18 protein-coding genes are annotated in these 20146 nt (G+C 72.5%); 6 read left to right on the top strand and 12 right to left on the bottom strand.

Annotated features, from left to right (window positions below):
- Positions 1–15: 15 nt before the first annotated feature.
- Genes ACZ63F_RS14175 through ACZ63F_RS14155 form a run of 5 tightly spaced genes read right to left on the bottom strand, consistent with a single transcriptional unit; the run spans position 16 to position 6526 of the window.
- Positions 16–942 (bottom strand): dihydrodipicolinate synthase family protein, encoded by a 927-nt coding sequence (locus tag ACZ63F_RS14175; protein ID WP_469710928.1) that lies wholly within the window; start codon positions 940–942, stop codon positions 16–18.
- Entirely contained in the window at positions 942–1949 is a 1008-nt protein-coding gene (locus tag ACZ63F_RS14170; RefSeq protein WP_469710926.1) for an oligopeptide/dipeptide ABC transporter ATP-binding protein, read from the bottom strand. The genes ACZ63F_RS14175 and ACZ63F_RS14170 overlap by 1 nt, the downstream gene beginning before the upstream one ends.
- The gene (locus ACZ63F_RS14165) at positions 1946–3961 is read right to left on the bottom strand and encodes a dipeptide/oligopeptide/nickel ABC transporter permease/ATP-binding protein (RefSeq protein WP_469710924.1); all 2016 of its coding nucleotides are present in this window, start codon (positions 3959–3961) and stop codon (positions 1946–1948) included. The genes ACZ63F_RS14170 and ACZ63F_RS14165 overlap by 4 nt, the downstream gene beginning before the upstream one ends.
- Complete coding sequence (locus ACZ63F_RS14160) at positions 3958–4917, bottom strand: ABC transporter permease (protein WP_469710922.1); 960 nt, start codon at positions 4915–4917, stop codon at positions 3958–3960. The genes ACZ63F_RS14165 and ACZ63F_RS14160 overlap by 4 nt, the downstream gene beginning before the upstream one ends.
- Before the next feature lie 4 nt (positions 4918–4921).
- Complete coding sequence (locus ACZ63F_RS14155) at positions 4922–6526, bottom strand: ABC transporter substrate-binding protein (RefSeq protein WP_469710920.1); 1605 nt, start codon at positions 6524–6526, stop codon at positions 4922–4924.
- 314 nt (positions 6527–6840) lie between these two features.
- On the opposite strand from ACZ63F_RS14155, the gene ACZ63F_RS14150 reads away from it, so the two are divergent.
- A complete protein-coding gene (locus ACZ63F_RS14150) occupies positions 6841–7449 on the top strand; it encodes a TetR/AcrR family transcriptional regulator (RefSeq protein ID WP_352353621.1) in 609 nt (202 codons plus the stop codon).
- 7 nt (positions 7450–7456) lie between these two features.
- Here the strand turns inward: ACZ63F_RS14150 and ACZ63F_RS14145 are convergent, their stop codons facing one another.
- The 5 genes from ACZ63F_RS14145 to leuA all read right to left on the bottom strand — a co-directional run bounded on the left by ACZ63F_RS14145 (position 7457) and on the right by leuA (position 13124).
- Entirely contained in the window at positions 7457–8479 is a 1023-nt protein-coding gene (locus ACZ63F_RS14145) for a hypothetical protein (protein ID WP_469710917.1), read from the bottom strand.
- Positions 8476–9009 carry a SigE family RNA polymerase sigma factor gene (locus ACZ63F_RS14140; RefSeq protein ID WP_351954952.1) on the bottom strand — a complete coding sequence of 178 codons (534 nt, stop codon included), beginning with the start codon at positions 9007–9009 and terminating at the stop codon, positions 8476–8478. The genes ACZ63F_RS14145 and ACZ63F_RS14140 overlap by 4 nt, the downstream gene beginning before the upstream one ends.
- 71 nt (positions 9010–9080) lie before the next feature.
- Complete coding sequence (locus ACZ63F_RS14135; RefSeq protein ID WP_469710914.1) at positions 9081–10286, bottom strand: sialidase family protein; 1206 nt, start codon at positions 10284–10286, stop codon at positions 9081–9083.
- A gap of 235 nt (positions 10287–10521) precedes the next feature.
- Positions 10522–11217 carry a TerB family tellurite resistance protein gene (locus tag ACZ63F_RS14130; protein ID WP_469710912.1) on the bottom strand — a complete coding sequence of 232 codons (696 nt, stop codon included), beginning with the start codon at positions 11215–11217 and terminating at the stop codon, positions 10522–10524.
- A 185-nt stretch (positions 11218–11402) separates the two neighbouring features.
- Entirely contained in the window at positions 11403–13124 is a 1722-nt protein-coding gene (gene leuA / locus ACZ63F_RS14125; protein ID WP_469710910.1) for a 2-isopropylmalate synthase, read from the bottom strand.
- A 320-nt stretch (positions 13125–13444) separates the two neighbouring features.
- On the opposite strand from leuA, the gene ACZ63F_RS14120 reads away from it, so the two are divergent.
- The 4 genes from ACZ63F_RS14120 (at position 13445) to ACZ63F_RS14105 (ending at position 17508) form a co-directional block, all read left to right on the top strand.
- The gene (locus ACZ63F_RS14120) at positions 13445–14530 is read left to right on the top strand and encodes a M4 family metallopeptidase (protein ID WP_469710908.1); all 1086 of its coding nucleotides are present in this window, start codon (positions 13445–13447) and stop codon (positions 14528–14530) included.
- 52 nt (positions 14531–14582) lie between these two features.
- The gene (locus tag ACZ63F_RS14115; protein WP_469710905.1) at positions 14583–14849 is read left to right on the top strand and encodes a protealysin inhibitor emfourin; all 267 of its coding nucleotides are present in this window, start codon (positions 14583–14585) and stop codon (positions 14847–14849) included.
- A gap of 71 nt (positions 14850–14920) precedes the next feature.
- Positions 14921–16255: a GH1 family beta-glucosidase gene (locus tag ACZ63F_RS14110; protein WP_469710903.1), complete on the top strand. Its 1335-nt coding sequence runs from the start codon at positions 14921–14923 to the stop codon at positions 16253–16255.
- Entirely contained in the window at positions 16252–17508 is a 1257-nt protein-coding gene (locus ACZ63F_RS14105) for an MFS transporter (protein ID WP_469710901.1), read from the top strand. The genes ACZ63F_RS14110 and ACZ63F_RS14105 overlap by 4 nt, the downstream gene beginning before the upstream one ends.
- A 242-nt stretch (positions 17509–17750) precedes the next feature.
- Here the strand turns inward: ACZ63F_RS14105 and ACZ63F_RS14100 are convergent, their stop codons facing one another.
- Complete coding sequence (locus tag ACZ63F_RS14100) at positions 17751–18608, bottom strand: NAD-dependent epimerase/dehydratase family protein (protein ID WP_469710899.1); 858 nt, start codon at positions 18606–18608, stop codon at positions 17751–17753.
- 122 nt (positions 18609–18730) lie between these two features.
- Between ACZ63F_RS14100 and ACZ63F_RS14095 the strand changes: the two genes are divergently transcribed.
- A complete protein-coding gene (locus ACZ63F_RS14095; protein ID WP_469710897.1) occupies positions 18731–19591 on the top strand; it encodes a helix-turn-helix transcriptional regulator in 861 nt (286 codons plus the stop codon).
- Here the strand turns inward: ACZ63F_RS14095 and ACZ63F_RS14090 are convergent.
- Entirely contained in the window at positions 19579–20118 is a 540-nt protein-coding gene (locus tag ACZ63F_RS14090; protein ID WP_469711390.1) for an AMIN-like domain-containing (lipo)protein, read from the bottom strand. The genes ACZ63F_RS14095 and ACZ63F_RS14090 overlap by 13 nt on opposite strands.
- Positions 20119–20146: the final 28 nt, after the last annotated feature.

The raw sequence follows: 20146 nt of genomic DNA, 5'->3' as shown, positions 1-20146 counted from the left end.
GCTCCGGAGTGGCGTTCACATCAGGCCGGCGCCCGCGAGGTACTTCGCCACGCACTCGGTCTCCTCCTGGGACAGCGGCACCTGCGGTTCGGCGGTGGCGGGGCAGTCGATCACCCCGCGCAGGTGCAGCGCCGCCTTGAACGCCCCCAGCCCCGCCGAGCTGCCGCCCATCCGGGCCGGGTCCCCGACGCCGGTCATCCGGAAGAGGCCGCACAGCCGCTCCTGCTCGGCCCGCGCCCGGTCCCAGTCGCCCGTGCGGCAGAGCCGGTCCAGGCGGACGTACCCGTCCGGGTCGACGTTCGCGAGGCCGGGGACCGCCCCGTCGGCGCCCAGCGCGAGGGCCGAGTCGACGGTCAGCTCGGACCCCGTCAGCGCGCTGAACCCGGTCAGGCCCCTGCTGCCGGTGACGACCTCGCGGAAGCCCGCCAGGTCGCCGCTGGAGTCCTTCAGCCCGGCCAGCACCCCGTCGGCGGCGAGGGCGAGGACCAGGTCGGCCGGGAGCTTGGTGTGCACGGCGACCGGGATGTCGTAGGCGATGACCGGGACCGGGGACCGCTCGGCGACCAGGCGGAAGTGGCGGGCGATCTCGGCGGGGTGGGTGCGGGTGTAGAAGGGGGCGGTGACGACGACCGCGTCCGCGCCGGCCGCCGTGACGGACGCGACGTGGTCAAGGACCCGGGGCGTGGTCATGTCGATGACGCCCGCCAGGACCGGGAGCCGGCCCCCCACGTGGCCGGCCACCGTCTCGGTGACCAGCCTGCGCTGCCCGTCCGTCAGGTACGCCGCCTCCGACGTCGACCCGAGCACGAACAGGCCGTCCACCCCGGCCGCCGTCAGATGGTCGACGAGCCTGCGCAGGGAGGCGGCGTCCACCTCGCGGTCCGGTGTCAGGGGCGTGCAGACGGGCGGTACGACACCGGTGAGCGGGGTGGGCAGCGTCATCAGGTCTCCCTGGGCAGGCTGTGGCTCGGCTGGTCCTCCTCCACAGGATCCACGGGGTGGTGACAGCGGTAGCGGTGACCGGGCCGTGACGCGGCCGAGAAGTCAGGCATGCGGACGGCACACTCGTCGTCCGCCCGCCAGCAGCGGGTGCGGAAAGGACACCCGGACGGCGGCCTGGTCGCCGACGGCACCGGCCCCGTGAGCGGGATCGGGTCGATCGGGTTCAGCAGGCCCGGGGTGGCCGAGAACAGGGCCCTGGTGTACGGGTGCCGGGCGTGGCCGGTGACGTCGGCGGCCGGGGTGTCCTCGACGATCCGGCCCAGGTACATGGTGATCACCCGGTCGCTCATCCGCCGCACCGTCTGGATGTCGTGGGAGACGAAGACCATGGCGAGGCCGAGGCGTTCACGCAGGTCGAGGAGGAGGTTGAGGATCTGGGCGCGGACCGAGACGTCCAGCGCGCTGGTCGGTTCGTCCGCCACCACCAGGTCGGGGTCCAGGGCGAGGGCGCGGGCGATCGCGACGCGCTGCCGCTGGCCGCCGGAGAGCTGGCCGGGCAGCGCCTCGGCGAGCGCCCGGGGCAGGCCCACGAGGCTCATCAGCTCCCGCACCCTGTCCTCCCGTTCGGCCTTCGTGCCGCGCTCGTGGACGTCCAGCGGGTCACGCACGATGCGGCGGACCGGCAGGCGGCGGTTGAGGGCCGTCGACGGGTCCTGGAAGACCATGCCGGTGCTCGCGCCGACCGTCGTCCGGCGTTCGCCCTGCGGCATCGCCCACAGGTCCCGGCCGTGGAAGGTGACCGTGCCGGCCGTCGGCCGCTGGATGCCGACCAGCACCTTCGCCAGCGTCGACTTCCCGCATCCCGACTCGCCGACCACGCCTACGGTCTCGCCGGGCGCCACGGTGAGGTCGGCGCCGGTCAGCGCGTACACCCGGTCCCGGCCGAACAGGCCCCCGCCGCGGGCCCGGTGGACCACGTCGACGCCGGTCAGCTGCACCGCGCTCATGTGACCGCCTCCGCACTCGCCGCCAGGTCGACGGCCGGGTGGTGGCAGGCCGCGGTATGGGTGGGGGTGCCGGTGAGGCCGGGCGGTGTCGTACGGCAGATGTCGCTCGCGGCGGGGCAGCGGTCGCTGAAGCGGCATCCCGCGGGGAAGTCGGCGGGCGACGGGACCACGCCCCTGATCTGGGTGAGCCGCTCGGCCCCGGACTCCAGCGACAGCACGCTGCCGAGCAGGCCGCGCGTGTAGTGGTGGGTGGGGGCGCCGACCAGTTCGGCGGTGACGCCGGTCTCGACGATCTGGCCGCCGTACATCACCACCACCCGGTCGGTGACGTCCGCGACCAGGGCGAGGTCGTGCGAGACGAGGATCAGCGCGAAGCCGAGTTCCTCGCGGAGGCGGAGGAGGAGTTCCATCACCTGGGCCTGGACGGTGACGTCGAGGGCGGTGGTCGGTTCGTCGGCGATGATCAGGCGGGGGTCTCGGGAGAGGGCCATGGCGATGAGGACGCGCTGGCGCTGGCCGCCTGAGAGCTCGTGGGGGTAGCTCCGCAGGGTGCGGTCCGGGTCCAGGCCGACGAGGGTGAGGAGCTCGGCCGGGGTGCGGTGGCCGCCGCGCCTTGTCAGCTGCTTGAGCTGGGCGTTGATGGTCATGGAGGGGTTCAGGGAGGACAGGGCGTCCTGGTAGACCATCGCGAGTTCGTGGCCCAGGAGGCGGCGGTGGGGGGTGGTGAGGTCCGTGAGCGGGTGCGGGTGAGTGGGGGTTGCTCGCGCAGTTCCCCGCGCCCCTGACGGGGCGCTTCGGCTGACGGCGTTGAAGAGGATCTGGCCCGTCACCCTCGCCGTCTTCGGTTGCAGGCCCATGATCGTGAGGGCCGTGAGGGATTTTCCGCAGCCCGACTCTCCTACCAGGCCCAGGACTTCGCCCGGGTGGATGTCGAAGCTGATGCCGTTGACGATGTTCGTGCCCCGGTGGCGGTCCGGGAAGGCGATGGTGAGGTTCTGCACGGAGAGGACCGGTGGGCCCTCCCGGGAGGGGAGGGGGCGGGCCCGCCGTCGTAGCCGGTCGGCCGCCTCGGTCAAGGACGGCAGCTCCAGGGCCTCCCCGGGCTCGACCACCTGCACGGGCTCCGTCGGCTCCACCTCCCGCGCCGCCGGGGACGCCCACGCGTCCGAGACGCCCTCGGAGAGGAGGTTGAGGGACAGGACCGTGAGGAGGATGAGCAGGCCGGGGAAGAGGGTGGCCCACCAGCCGCCGGTCAGGACCATGTTCTTGCCGTCGGCGATGACGCTGCCCCAGGAGGGGTCGGGGGGCCGGACGCCCGCGCCGATGAAGGACAGGGAGGCCTCGAAGACGATGGCCTCGGCGACCTGGACGGTGCAGAAGACGAGGACGGGGGCGAGGCAGTTGACCGCCACGTGGCGGACGACGATGTGCGGGGTGCGGGCGCCGATGACGCGTTCCGCGGTGACGTAGTCCTCGCCGTACTGGTCGAGGACGTTGGCGCGCACGACCCGGGCCACCGGCGGGGTGAAGAGGAAGGCGATCGCGCAGATCAGGACCGTGATGCCGCCGCCGAAGACGGCGACGAGGACGGCGGCGAGGGCGATGCCGGGGAACGCCATCACCACGTCCAGGCAGCGCATCAGGGTCTCGTCGACGGCCTTGCGGGAGGTGGCCGCGAGGGCGCCGAGCAGGGCGCCGGCGACCAGGGCGAGGCCGGTCGCGCCGAGGCCGATGGCGAGGGACCAGCGGGCGCCGTACATCAGCCGGCTGAGGATGTCCCGGCCGAGGCTGTCCTGGCCCATCCAGTGGGCGCCGGAGGGGTGTCCGGTGCCGTCGGCGGGGGCCTGCTGCGCAAGGGGGTCGTCGGGGGCGAGGAGGGGGGCGAACACGGCCACCAGGACGATCACGGTGAGGAAGGCGAGGGCCGCCTTGGACAGCGGTGACAGCCTGCGCAGCCGTACGCCGGGGCGGGCGAGGGCGGTGGTGAGGGCCGCACGGGTGAACGTCGTCATGTGGCCTCCCTCAGGCGTGGGTTGACCAGGAGGTAGAGGATGTCGATGACGAGGTTGACGACGACGAAGCCGGTCGCGGTGGTGAGGACGACGCCCTGGACGACGGCGGGGTCGCCGTTCTGGACGGCGTCGATCATCAGCTTGCCCATGCCGGGCAGGGCGAAGATGGTCTCGATGACGACGGCGCCGCCGAGCAGGTAGCCGACCCGCAGGCCGAGCACGGTCAGCGGGTTGACCAGGGCGTTGCGCAGGACGTTGCGGCCGACCACGACGTGGGGCGGCAGGCCGCTGCCGATCGCGGTGCGGACGTAGTCCTTGTCGAGTTCCTCGACCACCGAGGTGCGGACGATCCGGGTGAGCTGGGCGGCCACCGGGAGGGAGAGCGCGAGGGCGGGCAGGGCCATGGTCCTCAGCCAGCCGGTGACGGAGTCCTCGGGGTTGATGTAGCCGCCGGACGGGAACCAGCCCCGGTCGACGGCCAGGTACTGGATCATGAGCAGCGCCAGCCAGAAGGCGGGGGCGGCGACGCCGACCAGGGACAGGACGCGGATGATCTGGTCGGGCCAGCGGTCGCGGTGGACGGCCGCGGTGACGCCGCCGGCGAGGGCCAGGACGACGGCGATCCCGAGGCCGAGGAAGGTCAGCTGGAGGGTGAGCGGCAGGGCGGTGAGGACCTGGTCGAGGACCGGGGTGCGGGTGAGGGCGCTGGTGCCGAGGTCGCCGTGGAGGAGGCCGCCGACGAAGTGGACGTAGCGCAGCGGCAGGGGGTCGAGGAGGCCGTTGCGGGCGCGGAAGTCGTGGAGTTGCCGCGGGGTGGGGTTGGCGCCCTGGAAGAACGCGGACGCCGGGTCGACGTCGGAGAACCGCATCACCAGGAACACGAACAGGGCGATGCCGAGCAGCAGGGGCACCAGCAGGGCGGTGCGGCGCAGCAGGATGCGCAGGACGGCGGTCATGCGGTCAGGCCCACCTGGCGGTGAGGACGTTGATGCCCGGGTAGGGCTGGGCCCTTATGCCGGTGAGTCTGCGCGGGTCCCAGGCGGTGATCAGCTCGTTGTGGACGACCGGGTAGAGGACGGCCTGTTCGGCGACGACGTCGATGTAGTCCTGGATCATCGTCTTCTTCTTGTCCGGGTCCGGTTCGCGGGTGGCCGCGTCCATGTCCTTGAAGAGCTGCCTGGCGACGGCGTTGCCGGCCCAGCGGGCGTAGCCCATCCACAGGTTCCGGGGGCCGTAGTTGTAGTGCATGATCAGGTCGGCGTCGAGGCCGAACTGGTTGGGGTTCGAGACGGCGGCGACGACCTGGTAGTCCTGTTTCTGGTCCATCTTGGTGAACACGGCCGTGGTCTCCTGTGGGGACAGGGTGGTGGCGACGCCGATCGCGTCCCAGGACGACTTGATGGTGGGCAGGCAGTCGACGAGCCAGCTCACGTTGGACGCGAGGATGTTCACGCGCAGGCCGCTGACTCCGGCCGCCCTCAGGAGCGCCTTCGCCCTGTCGGGGTCGTGGTCGTAGACCGTCTTCGCCCGGCGGTAGGCGGGGTTGGTCTCGTTCAGGAACGAACTCGCCGGTTTTCCGTGGCCCTTGAGGGCGACCTCGACGATCTTCGCCTTGTCGATGGCGTAGTGCAGGGCCTGGCGGACCCGGACGTCGTCGAAGGGTCTGTGCTGTGTGTTGAACATCAGGAACGCGTTGTTCATCCCGGCGCCGCCGCCGACCGAGAGGCCGCCCTGTTCCAGGCGGGGGATGTTGGCGTAGGGGATGTTGTCGGAGATCTGGGCGCCCGCGTCGGCCCCGGAGATCCGCGCCACGCGGGAGGCGGCGTCGACGATCGTCAGCCAGTTCATCTTCCGGAAGGCGGGCCTGCGGGGGCCGTTGTACCTGTCGTACGCGGCGAAGGTGGTGTTGGACTTCGGGTGGTGCCCGGTCTGCCGGTACGGTCCGGATCCGACCGCAAGGCCCTTGATCGCGTCGTCCCAGGCGCCGGGCCGGGAGAAGACGTGCGCCGGCATGATCTTGGCGAGGGTGAGGCGGGCGACGCCGTCCGGGAAGGGGAACCTCAGCACCAGGTCGACGGTCCGGGCGTCGACCTTGCGGGCCTCCTTCAGCCAGCTCGCGAAGAAGCCCTGGGCGAGGGTCTGGGTGCCCGGGTCGAGGATCCGGTCGAAGACGAAGACGACGTCGTCGGCGGTGACCGGTTTCCCGTCGTGGAAGGTGGCCCCGGAGCGCAGGGTGAACCGCCAGGTGGTGGCGTTCGGGTCGGCGGGCAGCCGGTTCGCCAGCGCCGGGTAGGGGGCGCGGGTGATCGGGTCGGTGTCGGCCAGGCCCTCGTAGATGTGGTTGTTGGCGGCCATCGCGAACGCGGACGCGGTCTGGGTGGGGTCCCAGCTGCCGTCGTTGCCGTAGCCGATCACCGCGGTGAGGGTGCGGTCGGAGCCGCTGCCGCCGAGGTCGATCGTGGACTTGGGGCCGCACGCCGTCAGCGTCGTCAGCGAGGCGGCCGTGCCCAGGACCCCGGCGTGTTTCAGGAACGTCCTGCGGCCGTGGGTCGCCTCGTCGCGCACGGTGCCTCCAGCGTGGGGGAAAGGAGACGTCGGACGTCCGGTGTTAGCGCGACCATAAAAAAGGCTTCGGGGACGGTCAAGGCAAGGAGCGCGAATGGCGTAAACCGTCAGAGGTGGGACCAATGGCGCCGCGGCGCCGGGTTGCCAGGCGCCCCCGAAGGGGCGCGCGCACCTGCGCGACCAGCCACGACGGCGCCGCAGCCGACCAGCGGCCGGCGGCCGGCGGCCGGCGGCACATCACGGCCCCGGTGTCCCGCGAAGGAATTAATGTACGCTGAGTCCATATAAGCGAGAACGCGGTCGGGAGGCAGCGCATGGAGCAGCGGACGGAAGGAACGCCGGTGCGGCGGGGGCGCGGGCGGCGGCCCGCGGACGAGGTGCGGGCCGACGTGCTCGCCGCCGCGGGCGCGCTGCTCCTGCGCGACGGCCTGGCGGCCTTCACCTTCGAGCGGGTCGCCCAGGAGGCCGGGGTCAGCAAGACGACCCTCCACAAGTGGTGGCCCTCGCGCGGCACGCTCGCGCTCGACGGCTACTTCCACGCCGTCGAGTCCGCCCTCGCCTTCCCCGACACCGGCGACATCGCGGCCGATCTGACGTCCCAGGTCCGCGCGTTCGTCCGGCTGCTCACCGGGACGCCGGCCGGCCGGGTCATCGGCGGGCTCATCGGCCAGGCGCAGACCGACCCCGACCTGTCCGCCGCCCTGCTCCAGCGCTACACGGGGCCGCGCCGCGAACTGGCCGTGACGGCGATGCGGCGCGCACAGGACCGCGGCCAGCTGCGCGCCGACGCCGACCCCCAGGTCCTGGTCGACCAGCTCTGGGGGGCCTGCTACCACCGCCTGCTGCTGCCCGACGAACCCCTCACCGAGGAGTTCGCGGACCGGCTGGTCGCCAACCTGCTGCACGGGGTCGGCACCGGCTGAGCCGCCGCTACGGCAGCGTCTTCTCGTACGACGCGTCGTGGTCGGAGTCGTAGACGAGCTTGCCCGCCGCGTCGTAGCCCTTCAGGTGCGGGGCCGCGGTGACCTGCTTGTGCAGGGTGCCGGTGGCGACGAACCAGCCGTGGTCGAGGACCACCTCGCCCGCGCCGCCGCCGTAGGAGACCGTCATCGTGGCCACCGACGGCCGGTAGCCGCCGATGATCCCCCAGCGGAACGGGAGCTTCCAGGCGCCCTTGTCGAGGACCGTCTGCTGGTACAGCTTGCCGCTGTTCATGTCCGGGACCACGGGCGTCTTCGCGCCGCCGAAGGGGTCCCCGATGCTGGTGTTCAGGCCGGAGGCCGCGCCGTCCTTGACGGTGCAGATGAGCCGGGCCGGCACCGGCTTCTCCCGCACCGCGACCACGAAGTAGCCGTCGCCCGGTGCGTTGGAGTCCCCGGTGCTGCGCATCGCCAGGACGATCCGGTAGTCGGCCGGCCTGCCGAGGTCGGTGTAGCTCGGATCCTTGGTGAGGCGTTGCGCCTTGTTGTAGTCGAGGCACTTGCCGAGTCCGGTGGCGGCCTGGTCGAAGGTGATCCCGTCCAGCAGCTGCCGCGCGGCGGACGCCGGGCGCCCCGGAGCCGTCGGCGCCGTGGACGGTGCCGAGGCCGTCGCGGGTGCCGACGGGGTCCCGGACGATGCCGGGGCGGACGCGCTGGCCGGGCCCGTCGGACTCGTCGGCCCCGTGGGCGTCGGGGCCGGGTGCTCGCTGGCCAGCACCGTGGGGCTGGGCCCGGCCGGGCTCGTCGTGGTGGTGCCGCCCAGCGCGTACGCCCCGACCGGCACCACCGCGAGCGCCGCCAGCGCCGCGCCGCCCACGGCCAGGCGCCGCCGCCGCTCCCGCACGCCCCGGCGCCGGATCTCCGGGTACGGCACCGGGGACGGCCGGACCAGGGACGCGTCCCCGGCCAGCAGCGCCCGCACCCGCGCCTCGAACTCCGGCTCGGCCGCCCCGCCCTGCTTCTGACCGCTCACCTGCTGCCTCCCTGCACGGGTGCCGCGTGGCTCATGGCCTGCGCGAGCCCCGGAACCGTACGCAACTTCGCCAGGCCCTTGGACGCCTGGCTCTTGACCGTGCCCGGGGAGCAGCCGAGCACCTCGGCGACCTCGCCCTCGGACAGGTCCTCCCAGTACCGCAGCACCACCACCGCGCGCTGCCGCGGCGGCAGCCCGGCCAGGGCCGCGAGCAGCGTGCCGCGCTCGTCGGCCCGGGACACCGCGTCGTCGTACCCCGCGCGCTCCGGCGGTGCGTCGGTCAGCGACTCGGCGACCCGGCGCTTGCGGAACCGGTCGCTGTTGCAGCTGACCAGCATGCGGCGGACGTACGCCTCCGGATGGTCGGTCCGGGAGACGCGCCGCCAGGACCGGTAGGCCTTCGCCAGCGCGGTCTGCGTCAGGTCCTCCGCATGGTGCGGGTCACCGGTGAGCAGATAGGCGGTCCGGACCAGCTGCGACCACCGTGCTCTGACGAATTCCTGGAACTGGGCCTCAAGTTCGGCCTGCATCAGCCACCCCCTCGCCCTCCAGACCGCCGGATCCGTGGATTCGGTTGCCCGGCGGACGAAGGCCGTTGCGCTCAGGGGGCCGCGACCCGCCGGAACTCGATCGTGTCGTACGCCGTCCTGGTGCCCGTCTCGTACAGCACCCCCACCGTGCGCCTGTCGACCTGGACCAGGTCGGAGTAGCCGGCCTTCAGGTCGGACAGGGTGAGGTACTTCTCGAAGGTGATGCCCTGGTCCGTGCTGGTCCACAGGGCCATGGCCCGGCGGGCCGTGGGGACCGAGGGGGCGGAGAAGAGCAGCGGGCCCTCGCCGCCCGGGAGCTGGAGGACGGAGCCCTCGACCACGGGGACCCTGGACAGGGTCGGCTGGACCGAGTAGGGGGCGTCCAGGGTCACGCCGCCGTCGCTCGACCAGGCCTCCAGCCGGTTGCCGGGGCTGGAGCCGTTCTGGTCGCGGGCGTTGAAGTAGAGACGGCCGTCGGGGAGTTGGGCGGCGGTCGTCTCGTTGGCGTTGTCGTGGCCGGTGTAGGAGTCGTCGACGAAGCCGAGGTGCCAGCTGTGGCCGCCGTCGTCGCTGTAGATCGCGTGGCCGCCGTAGTACCTGGCCTCCCGGCCGGTGTCGGCGGAACCGGGGCGCGGGGCGGCGGAGTGGTCGGCGGCGACGACCAGCCGGCCGCGGTGCGGTCCCCGGGTGAGCGCGACGGCGTGCCCGGGACCGGTGGCGTACCAGCGCCAACCGGAAGGTTTCACCTGGGCGGTGATCTCGTGCGGGCGGGTGAAGTGGCGGCCGTCGTCGCTGCTGCGCTGCACGTACACCCGGCGGCTCTGCGCCCCGGTGACCTGGCCGCGCATGATCTGGTCCTCGTTCACCGACCCGTCGTTGTACGAGGTCACCAGGACGATCTGGCCGCTGCGCGGGTCCACCACCGGCGCCGGGTTGCCGCGGGTGTCCCCGTCGCCGGCGGCCACCACCCGGAGCGGGCCCCAGGTGCAGCCGCCGTCGGCGGAGCGTCTCAGCACGACGTCGATGTCGCCGCTGTCCCCGGTGCTGGAGTGCCGGCCCTCGGCGAACGCGAGCAGGGTGCCGCGCCCGCTGCGGACGACGGCCGGAATGCGGAACTGGACGTAGCCGCCCTCACCGGAGACATACGGCACGGAGGACTCGCAGCCGGCCGCCGCCCAGGCCCTGGGCCCGGCGGTGAACGCCCCGAGCAGCAGAGCGGCGGCGAGCGAGAACCGGCTCGCACGGGTCGCTGGAGACACATGACTCACGCTTCTCATGGTGCTCCGGCCGCCCGCACCGCACTCCTGCGACGTCCGGCCGGACGGACGGTCCGGCGTGCCGTCAGGCCGTGGAGCAAATCACGTCGGGCCGCCGCGCACCGGGCTGACGTCGTGCAATGCGACGCGGGGCGTCAACGGCGGCCGGGGCCCGGGTCGGTGACGATCCGCCAGGGCCCGTACGGCCACCCGGGTGAACGGCCGTCCCGGTCGCCGCGCGCCGGACACCCCGGGCTCACGACGGTGTGCGGGCCGCCGCCAGGAGCCGGCTCACGTCGTCGGCGCAGATGGTCAGGGCCGCGCCGACCGTGCCGAGGACCTCGCGTTCGGCGTTGGTGTAAGGGCCGTCGGCGAGCGCGATCCGGGCGCCCTGGAGGAGCAGTTCCTCCCGTCCGGCGGGGGCGAGGTGCGGGGCGAGCGGGTCCAGGGCCTCGTGCAGCTCTATCGCCAGGCTCGCCCGGTACGGCTGCTCGAAGACCCGCCCGGTGTCGGCGACGAGGGCCTCGACCAGCGCGCCCAGCTGGTCCTCCGTGACCTCCTCGAAACCGGCCGCGCGGACCGCGCCCACCGCCGCCTCCAGGGCCGTACGGGCGCAGGTGCCGCCCGCCGCCAGGACGGCGAGGGCGACGGTGTGCACGGCGTCGCGGAGCATCGCCGAGAAGCGGGAGGTGGTGGGGTGGTCGAGGACGTCGGTGCCGTAGTGGTGGCGGCAGGCGGCGCACTCCACGACCGGACCGGTGGTGCCGCGCGGCAGCACGGGCACGCCGAGCAGGGTGAAGCGGCGTCGGCCGGTGAGCCGCTGGTAGTTGCGGTCACCGCCGCAGCCGGGGCAGAAGAACTCCCCGTCGCCGACGGGTGTCCAGGCGGTGCGGGTGCCCAGAATCCGGGCAGGCCTGGCGGTTCGGCAGTCTCGTCCCCGTACTGGCAGCACGTCGCACCTCCGTAACGCCGTGGCAACATCGCCACCGCTGGCGTGATGTTAGCCACATGGAGGAGCCGGAGTCAGTACCCCGTACGAGACCAGTCCGTGACCTGCACATCGAGATGGCCGGGAAACGACGGGACCCTGATCGCCACGAGAGCTGATCAGGGCCCCGAAACCGCCGGTCAGAGGGGTTATCGCGTAGCGCGGTTGACGGCGGAGACGACCGCCTTCAGCGACGCACGCGTCGTGTTCGCGTCGATGCCGATACCCCACAGGATCTTGCCGTCGATCGCACATTCGATGTAGGAGGCGGCCTGCGCGGAGGCGCCCTCGCTCATCGTGTGCTCCTGGTAGTCCAGGAGACGTACGTCGATGCCCAGGCCCTGCAGCGCGTCGAAGAACGCGGAGATCGGGCCGTTGCCGGAGCCGGTCAGGACGGTGTCCTCGCCGTCGACGGTGGCCTCGACGGTGAGGGTGTCCACGCCGTCGGTGTCGGTGGTCGACTGGCCCGTCTTCACCTGGATGCGGCCCCAGGGGTTCTCCGGGTTGGGCAGGTACTCGTCCTGGAAGACCGCCCAGATGTCGGCGCCGGTGACCTCGCCGCCCTCGGCGTCCGTCTTGGCCTGGATGAGCTTGGAGAACTCGATCTGCATCCGGCGCGGCAGGTCCAGCTTGTGGTCGTTCTTCAGGACGTAGGCGATACCGCCCTTGCCGGACTGCGAGTTGACCCGGATGACCGCCTCGTAGGAGCGGCCGACGTCCTTCGGGTCGATCGGCAGGTACGGCACCGCCCACTCGAGGTCGTCGACGGTGACACCCTGCGCGGCCGCGTCGGCCTCCATGGCGTCGAAGCCCTTCTTGATGGCGTCCTGGTGGGAGCCGGAGAAGGACGTGTAGACCAGGTCGCCCACGTACGGGTGGCGCGGGTGGACCTCCATCTGGTTGCAGTACTCCCACACGCGACGGATCTCGTCGATGTCGGAGAAGTCGATCTGCGGGTCGACGCCCTGCGAGAACAGGTTCATGCCCAGGGTGACCAGGTCGACGTTGCCGGTGCGCTCGCCCTGCCCGAACAGGCAGCCCTCGACGCGGTCGGCGCCGGCCATCAGCGCCAGTTCGGCGGCGGCGACGGCGGTACCGCGGTCGTTGTGGGGGTGGACCGACAGGACGACGTGCTCGCGCCGGGACAGGTTGCGGTGCATCCACTCGAAGCGGTCCGCGTGCGTGGACGGCGTGGAACGCTCCACGGTGGCCGGCAGGTTGAGGATGATCTCGCGGCCCGGACCCGGCTGGTAGACGTCCATCACCGCCTCGCAGACCTCCAGCGCGAAGTCCAGCTCGGTGTCGGTGAAGATCTCCGGCGAGTACTGGTAGCCGAACTCCGTCTCCGGGCCCAGCAGCTTCTCGGCGTACTCCATCACCAGGCGTGTGCCGTCGACGGCGATCTGCTTGATGTCGTCCTTGGAGCCGCGGAACACCACGCGCCGGAAGACGGGGGCGGTCGCGTTGTACAGGTGGACGGTGGCCCGCCTGGCGCCCTTCAGCGACTCGACGGTCCGCTCGATCAGGTCCTCGCGGGCCTGGGTCAGTACGGAGATCGTCACGTCGTCCGGGATCGCGCCCTCTTCCTCGATGATCGAGCGCACGAAGTCGAAGTCGGTCTGGCCGGAGGCGGGGAAGCCGACCTCGATCTCCTTGTAGCCCATCTTGACCAGCTGGTCGAACATCCGGCGCTTGCGCTCGGGCGACATCGGGTCGATCAGGGCCTGGTTGCCGTCGCGCAGGTCGGTGGAGAGCCAGCGGGGGGCTTCGGTGATCCGCTTCCCGGGCCAGGTGCGGTCGGGAATGTCGACCTGCTCGTACGTGCCGTACTTGTGGACCGGCATGGAACTGGGCTGCTGGCGGTTGGCCATGATTGCGGGGCTCCTAGTGGGTGTCCGGAAGGACGGCCGACGACGCAACGCGAAGCTCCGCGGGGAGGGAGTCGACCTGGACTACAGGCCCTCGCCGCGGCAGCTAAGAAGAAGCAGCCCGAAACGCATGATGCTCCGCATGCTAGCCGAGCCCCTTCGGCGGCGGGGCGCCGTATCAGTATGCGGGACCACGGGGAGGAAAGGGACAAAACGTGCGGCATACCACTCCCCGTCACGGAGGGTGGTCAATTGTCACGGTATTTCACCAATCAAGGTTGCAGGTGGTGACAGCATCGTGACTGGGTGCGATGGTGCGGTGCATGACGACCAACGGGGGCCCTGAGCCCGTCATCCACCGCACGCCCGTCTTCTGCACGATCGTGCCGCCGCACATCCTCGACCACCTCGCCGCCCACGAGGACCAGGCACTCGCCGACTCCGCGCTGCGCACCCTCCAGCACGACTCGGCCCAGCGCACCCGCCGCCGCGTGACCGCGGTCCGCACCGCGACCGCCGTGGCCGGCCCGACGCCCGCGACGGCACAGCCCCGCCGCACGATCTACGACGCCGGGCACCGCACCGACCTGCCCGGCACCGAGGTCCGCGCGGAGGGGACCGAGCCCGGCCGGGACGCCACCGTCAACCGCGCCTACGCCGGCCTCGGCGCCACCTTCGACCTGTACCTGAAGGCGTACGAGCGCGACTCCATCGACGGCAACGGGCTGCCGCTGAACGCGAGCGTCCACTACGACGTCAACTACGACAACGCCTTCTGGAACGGCGACCAGATGGTGTTCGGGGACGGCGACGGCGAGATCTTCGTCGACTTCACCACCTCCGTCGACGTCATCGGCCACGAGCTCACGCACGGTGTCACCCAGTACACCGCCAACCTGGAGTACTACGGCCAGTCCGGCGCCCTGAACGAGTCGGTCTCCGACGTCTTCGGCTCGCTCATCAAGCAGTACTCCCTCGGCCAGACCGCCGACCAGGCCGACTGGCTGATCGGCGAGGGCCTGCTCGCCCCCGGCGTGCACGGCGTGGCGCTGCGCTCGATGAAGGCCCCGGGCACGGCGTACGACGACACCCGCCTCGGCAAGGACCCGCAGCCGGCGACCATGCAGCACTACGTGAAGACCAGCCGGGACAACGGCGGTGTGCACATCAACTCCGGCATCCCCAACCACGCCTTCTACCTGCTCGCCACCGCCCTCGGCGGCAACGCCTGGGAGCGGGCCGGGCAGATCTGGTACGACGTCCTCACCGGCGGCGAACTGCGGTCGGAGGCCACGTTCGTCGACTTCGCGAAGCTCACGGTCGCCGCGGCCAAGGCCCGCTACCAGGCGGGCGAGGAGAGCGAGGCGGCCCTCAAGGCCTGGGCCCAGGTGGGCGTGCAGGCCTCCTGACCGCGCGGAGGCGGGGGTGCGCACCCCCCGGTTCCGTACTACACAGGGACCCATGCGTATTCAGGTGAGGCGCACGGGCGGGTTCGCGGGCATCGAGCGCCGGGCCGAGGTGGACACCTCGGGCCGGCCCGACGCCGTCGAGTGGCAGGCGCTGGCCGAGCGCGCGCTCGCGGCCGGCCGGGGCGCCCCGCCACCCGGCGTGCCGGACGGGTTCGCGTACGAGATCACGGTGGACGGACGGACGGTGTACGCGGCCGACCCGAGCCTGTCGGAGGAGCAACGCAAACTGATCTCGAGGGTGTTGAAGGAAGGGGCGTGACCGGGACCCGTAACGGGTAGTTCACGCCCGGGCGTTGACTTATGTTACCGCGGGTAAGGATGATCCCGGCCATGGCGACAGACGCGGTCCATCCGGTGCCCCCCTTCCCCCGGTTCCCCGACGGCTTCCTCTGGGGCGTCTCCACCTCGGCCCATCAGATCGAGGGCGCGGCCGACCTGCGCGAGCCGTCCGTGTGGGACGTGTTCGAGGCGGAGCCTGGCCGGATCAAGGACGGCTCGACGGCGGCGGTGGCCTGCGACCACTACCACCGCCACCGCGAGGACGTGGCGCTCCTGGCCGGCCTCGGCGTGGACGCCTACCGCTTCTCCGTCTCCTGGCCGCGGGTCCGCTCGGCGGGCGGCCTGGACTTCTACGACCGGCTGGTGGACGAGCTGTGCGCGGCCGGCGTCCGCCCGGTCCCGACCCTCTTCCACTGGGACCTGCCGGCGGCCCTTCAGGACAAGGGCGGCTGGCTGGACCGCGACACGGCGGCGCACTTCGCCGACCACGTCGCCACGGTCGCCGACCGGCTCGGCGACCGGGTCACGAAGTGGATCACCCTCAACGAGCCCGCTGAGCAGACCCTGTTCGGCTACGCCCTGGGCGCCCACGCCCCCGGCGAGCAGCTCATGTTCGACGCCCTCCCGGTGGCCCACCACCAGCTCCTCGCGCACGGCCTGGCGGTTCGGGCGCTGCGCGCGGCCGGCGTCGCAGACATCGGCATCGCCAACTCGCACGGCCCGACCTGGCCGGCCTCCCGGGAGCAGCCGGACCTGGAGGCGGCCGCCTTCTACGACCTGCTGCTCAACCGCCTGTTCGCCGAGCCGGTCCTGCTCGGCGAGTACCCGGACGGCATGGGCGACCTGATGCCCGGCGACGTCGCCGCCGACCTGAAGGTGATCGCCGAACCGCTCGACTGGTACGGGATCAACTACTACGCCCCCACCAAGGTCGGCGCCCCGCACGGCACCGAGATCGAGTTCGGCGGGCTCACCCTCCCCGCCGACCTCCCCTTCTCCGTCCAGGACATCGAGGGCGTCCCGGTGACGGACTTCGGCTGGCCGGTCGTCCCCGAGGGCCTCACCGAACTCCTCACCGGCTTCCGCGACCGCTACGGCGACCGCCTCCCGCCGGTCGTCATCACCGAGAACGGCTGCTCCTACGAGGGGCTCGACGACCAGGACCGCATCGCCTACCTCGACGGCCACGTCCGGGCGCTGCACCGGGCGGTCGAGGCCGGCGTGGACGTGCGCGGCTACTTCGTCTGGTCGCTCCTCGACAACTTCGAGTGGGCCGAGGGGTACGCGCGCCGCTTCGGCCTGGTCCACGTCGACTACGCGACGCAGGTGCGGACGCCGAAGTCGTCGTACGCCTGGTACCGGGACCTCCTGCGGGCCCAGAGATGACGACGCTCGGGGAACCCGCCGCCGCCCTGGCGGAACCGGTCGAACGGGTCGGCCGGGGCTGGACGTCGGCGCTCTCGCTGGCCAACGGGGCGATCTGGGTGGGCTGGTACGGTCCGCTGCAGATCCTGCTCGCCTCCCAGGCCAAGGACTTCGCGCCCGGTTCCGGGATGTCGAAGGAGACGATGCTGGCGTGGGTGACCGGCGTCGGCGCGGTGGTGTCGCTGGCCGCGAACCCCGTCTTCGGCGCGCTGTCGGACCGTACGACGTCCCGCTGGGGCCGCCGTACCCCGTGGATCGTCGCCGGTACGGCGGGCGGGGCGCTGTCCCTGCTGCTGCTCGCGGGCGCCGGCGGCATGGGGACGATGATGCTGGGCTGGTGCCTGGTCCAGCTCACCCTCAACGCGGCGTTCGCGGCGGTCACGGCGGCGGTCCCGGACCGGGTGCCGCGGCTGCAGCGGGGCTCGGTGGGCGGCTGGCTGGGGGCCGCGCAGATCCTCGGCGTGGTCGGCGGCACCGGGCTCGCGACGGCCGCCGGGGGCGTCGGGGCGGGCTATGTGGCGTGCGCGGTGTTCACGGCGCTGGGGGTGCTGCCGTACGTGCTGCGCCACCCGGACCTGCGGCTGGCGGCCGAGGACCGGCCGCCCTGGTCCTGGCGGGGCTTCCTGGCCGGTTTCCGGCTGAGCCCGCGCCGCCACCCGGACCTGGGCTGGGCCTGGCTGACCCGCTTCCTGATCAACCTCAGCAACGCGCTGGTGCTGCTCTACCTGCTCTACTACCTGCGCGACCGCCTCCACTACTCCGACCCCGACCAGGGCGTGCTGATCCTGACCGCCGTCAACGGGCTGACGCTGATGGCGACGGTCGTGGTCGGCGGGCTCTGGTCGGACCGGGTGGGCCGCCGCAAGCCGTTCGTCATCTGGTCGGGGATGCTGATGGCGGTGGCGACGGCCCTGCTGGCGGTGTGGCAGACCTGGCCCGGGGCGCTCGTGGCCGCGGCGGTGCTGGGCGTCGGCTTCGGGGTGTTCACCTCCGTGGACTTCGCGCTGATGACCGACGTCCTGCCGAAGGCCCTCGACCGCGGCAAGGACCTCGGCGTCATCAACGTCGCCAACGCCCTGCCCCAGGTCGCCGCCCCCGCCCTCGCCGCCCCGATCGTCACCTACCTCGGCGGCTACCGCGCCCTGTACCTGGTCTCGGCGGCGATCGGCCTGGCGGGCGCATGGCTGGTGGGACGCATCAGAGGGGTCGACTGAGCGTCTCCGACGGCGTCAGCGCCCCGTAAGGGGCGCGGGGAACTGCGCGACCAGCCACAACGGCGCCGCAGACGGCACACGACGCACCCCGGCACCCCCCACGCCGCACTGGGCACCCCTACAGCGCCCCGGCATGCAGCGCCCCGTAAGGGGCGCGAGGAACTGCGCGACCAGCCACAACGGCGCCGCAGACGGCACACGACGCACCCCGGCACCCCCGACGCCGCACTGGGCCCGCCCCCCTACAGCGCCCCGGCGTCCCGGGCCGTCCAGACGCTCGGATAAATCGGCCGGAAGCCGAGATCCCGGCGGATCTTCCCGGTGGACATGATCCCGAGCCAGGGGTCGGGGTCGCTGCGGGTGCCCATGTCCTCGGGCAGCTCGACGCCGTTGATCTGGTGCAGGTCCACGGCCGTGACGGGCGAGTCGTCGGCGATGTTGTACACCGGCCCGTTCACCGCCGGCGCGTACAGGAGACGCAGCAGCCCCTGCCCGACGTCGGCGTGGTGCCCCATGTGCAGCCGCTGCACCGGTGCCCAGTGCGCCGCCCAGCGCATGACGTCGGCGAGGTGCGGGTCACCCTCGCCGTAGACGAAGGGCAGCCGCCCGACGCGCACCTCCATGCCACCCTCCAGCGCGAGCAGCTCCCGCTCGGCGGCCGCCTTGGACTCGGGGTAGGCGCCCCACATCTCCCCGCCGGGCCGGCTCTCGTCGTCCTCGGTCAGCGGGCGGCCCCGCCCCGTGCCGTACACGAGCCCGGTGCTGACCTGTACGAACCGCCGTACTCCGGCCGAGACCGCGGCCCTGCCCAGGGCGACGGCCGCGTCCCGGTTGACGGCGCGGGCCTCGTCGTCCGGCACCCCGCGGAAGGCGGCGGCGACGTTCACGACGGCGTCCACCCCGGCGACGGCCTTGCCGAGCGCCTCCTCGTCGCGCAGGTCGCCGACGACGACCTCGGCGCCCAGCTCCGCGAACGGCTCCCCACGGGCCGCGTCCCGCACCAGGACCCGTACCCGCTCACCGGCCCGGGCCTGCTGGATGAGGCGCGGCGCGAACCGCCGGCCGACCTGTCCGGTCGTACCCGTGACAAGAGTGATCATGACCTTCTCCTTCGCTCTGGTCCCCTCACCCTCGCCCCGGACCTGCACCGCCGGGAGAGACCTCCCGATCGGGGGACCGGCAGTCCCTGGATAAGCCGGGCGCCCGCGGCCACCCTGGAGGCATGGACCGCCCCGAACTCGCCGACTTCCTGCGGCACGCCCGCAGCCGCCTGGACCCCTCCGACGTCGGCCTGCCCTGCGGTGCCCGGCGGCGCACGCCGGGGCTGCGGCGCGAGGAGGTGGCGTCCCTGGCCGGCATGTCCGCCGACTACTACACGCGCCTCGAACAGTCCCGGGGCCCGCACCCGTCCCGCCAGATGCTGACGGCACTGGCCCGCGCACTGCGCCTGACGGACGACGAACGGGACCATCTGTTCCACCTGGCCGGCGAGGAACCCCCGCGCCGGGGGGCGACCGGCACCCACGTCGGCCCGGGGCTGCTGCTGGTCCTGGACCGGCTGCACGACACCCCCGCGCTGGTCACCACCGACTGCGGCGAGGTCCTCGCCCAGAACGCCATGTCACGGGCGCTGAGCGGCGACGTCCTGGCCCGCCCGGCGCGCGAACGCAACCTGCTCCGCCGCTACTTCCTGGACCCGTCGGAGCACGGCCCCTTCCCGCCGGAGGACCGCCCGGCACGCGCCCGGGAGCACGTGGCGAACCTGCGCGCGGTGGCGGCGGCCCGCCCCACCGACCCGGTCCCGGCCGCCCTGGTGGCCGAACTCCTCGCGGGCAGCGAGGAGTTCGCCCGCCTGTGGGCCGAACACGAGGTGGCGGTACGCCGCGCCACCACCAAGCGCTTCCTGCATCCCGCCGTCGGCCTCCTGGAGCTGGACTGCGAGGTCCTCGTCAACACCGACACCCACCAGCACCTCGTCGTGCACACGGCCCGTCCGGGCACCGAGTCGTACGAACGGCTGCAACTGCTCAGGGTGGTGGGGCTCCAGGACATGACCGGGGCTCTGCCGGGTCACCAGGTGTGAGCCACGTCCACCACGAGGTGGTTGGCCGTCTGGAAGACCCGGAACGGCAGCCGGGCCCGGACGCCGAGGCCCGCCTGGGTGTAGCCCTCGGAGCCGCCGGTGACCTTGAACTCCCGGAAGGTCCGGTACCCGGTGACGTCGACGGACGGCAGCGCCGGGTAGGGCTGTCCGGTCGCCGGGTCGTAGCGCGGGGCGAACAGCGAGATCTCCAGAACGGCGCCGCCCTTGATGGGAACGACGACGTCGGACGGGTCCTGGTGCAGGACGTCGACGTAGTGGACGGAGTAGCCGACCGGGGCGGCCGAGGTGCCCTGGGCGTCGAAGACCAGCCGGTCGTAGCAGTCGTGCTCGCCGGCCCGCACGTCGGTCAGCCGCCTGGAGGCAGCGGCGTCAGCGGTCTTGTCGAGGCTTCCCCACGTCACGGCACAGTCCACGGCCGTCGGCGCGGCCACCGCCGGAACCGTGCCGGCCAGCAGACCTCCGCCCGCCAGCGTCATCGCGGCCACTGCCGTCCCTATGCGTCGTATGCGTCGCATGACTACCCCCCGGTAGTTC

The organism is Streptomyces sp. NPDC104761 (assembly GCF_055583445.1).
Note: the sequence above shows the minus strand (reverse complement) of the source record. Positions and strands in the feature narration are given on the sequence as shown.

Coding starts and splice junctions, on each gene's coding strand:
- ACZ63F_RS14165 (WP_469710924.1), bottom strand. CDS start 3,961: ATGACGACGTTCACCCGTGCGGCCCTCACCACCGCCCTCGCCCGCCCC.
- ACZ63F_RS14095 (WP_469710897.1), top strand. CDS start 18,731: ATGGACCGCCCCGAACTCGCCGACTTCCTGCGGCACGCCCGCAGCCGC.
- ACZ63F_RS14135 (WP_469710914.1), bottom strand. CDS start 10,286: ATGAGAAGCGTGAGTCATGTGTCTCCAGCGACCCGTGCGAGCCGGTTC.
- ACZ63F_RS14170 (WP_469710926.1), bottom strand. CDS start 1,949: ATGAGCGCGGTGCAGCTGACCGGCGTCGACGTGGTCCACCGGGCCCGC.
- ACZ63F_RS14105 (WP_469710901.1), top strand. CDS start 16,252: ATGACGACGCTCGGGGAACCCGCCGCCGCCCTGGCGGAACCGGTCGAA.
- ACZ63F_RS14110 (WP_469710903.1), top strand. CDS start 14,921: ATGGCGACAGACGCGGTCCATCCGGTGCCCCCCTTCCCCCGGTTCCCC.
- ACZ63F_RS14115 (WP_469710905.1), top strand. CDS start 14,583: ATGCGTATTCAGGTGAGGCGCACGGGCGGGTTCGCGGGCATCGAGCGC.
- ACZ63F_RS14160 (WP_469710922.1), bottom strand. CDS start 4,917: ATGACCGCCGTCCTGCGCATCCTGCTGCGCCGCACCGCCCTGCTGGTG.
- ACZ63F_RS14175 (WP_469710928.1), bottom strand. CDS start 942: ATGACGCTGCCCACCCCGCTCACCGGTGTCGTACCGCCCGTCTGCACG.
- ACZ63F_RS14100 (WP_469710899.1), bottom strand. CDS start 18,608: ATGATCACTCTTGTCACGGGTACGACCGGACAGGTCGGCCGGCGGTTC.
- ACZ63F_RS14140 (WP_351954952.1), bottom strand. CDS start 9,009: ATGCAGGCCGAACTTGAGGCCCAGTTCCAGGAATTCGTCAGAGCACGG.
- leuA (WP_469710910.1), bottom strand. CDS start 13,124: ATGGCCAACCGCCAGCAGCCCAGTTCCATGCCGGTCCACAAGTACGGC.
- ACZ63F_RS14150 (WP_352353621.1), top strand. CDS start 6,841: ATGGAGCAGCGGACGGAAGGAACGCCGGTGCGGCGGGGGCGCGGGCGG.
- ACZ63F_RS14120 (WP_469710908.1), top strand. CDS start 13,445: ATGACGACCAACGGGGGCCCTGAGCCCGTCATCCACCGCACGCCCGTC.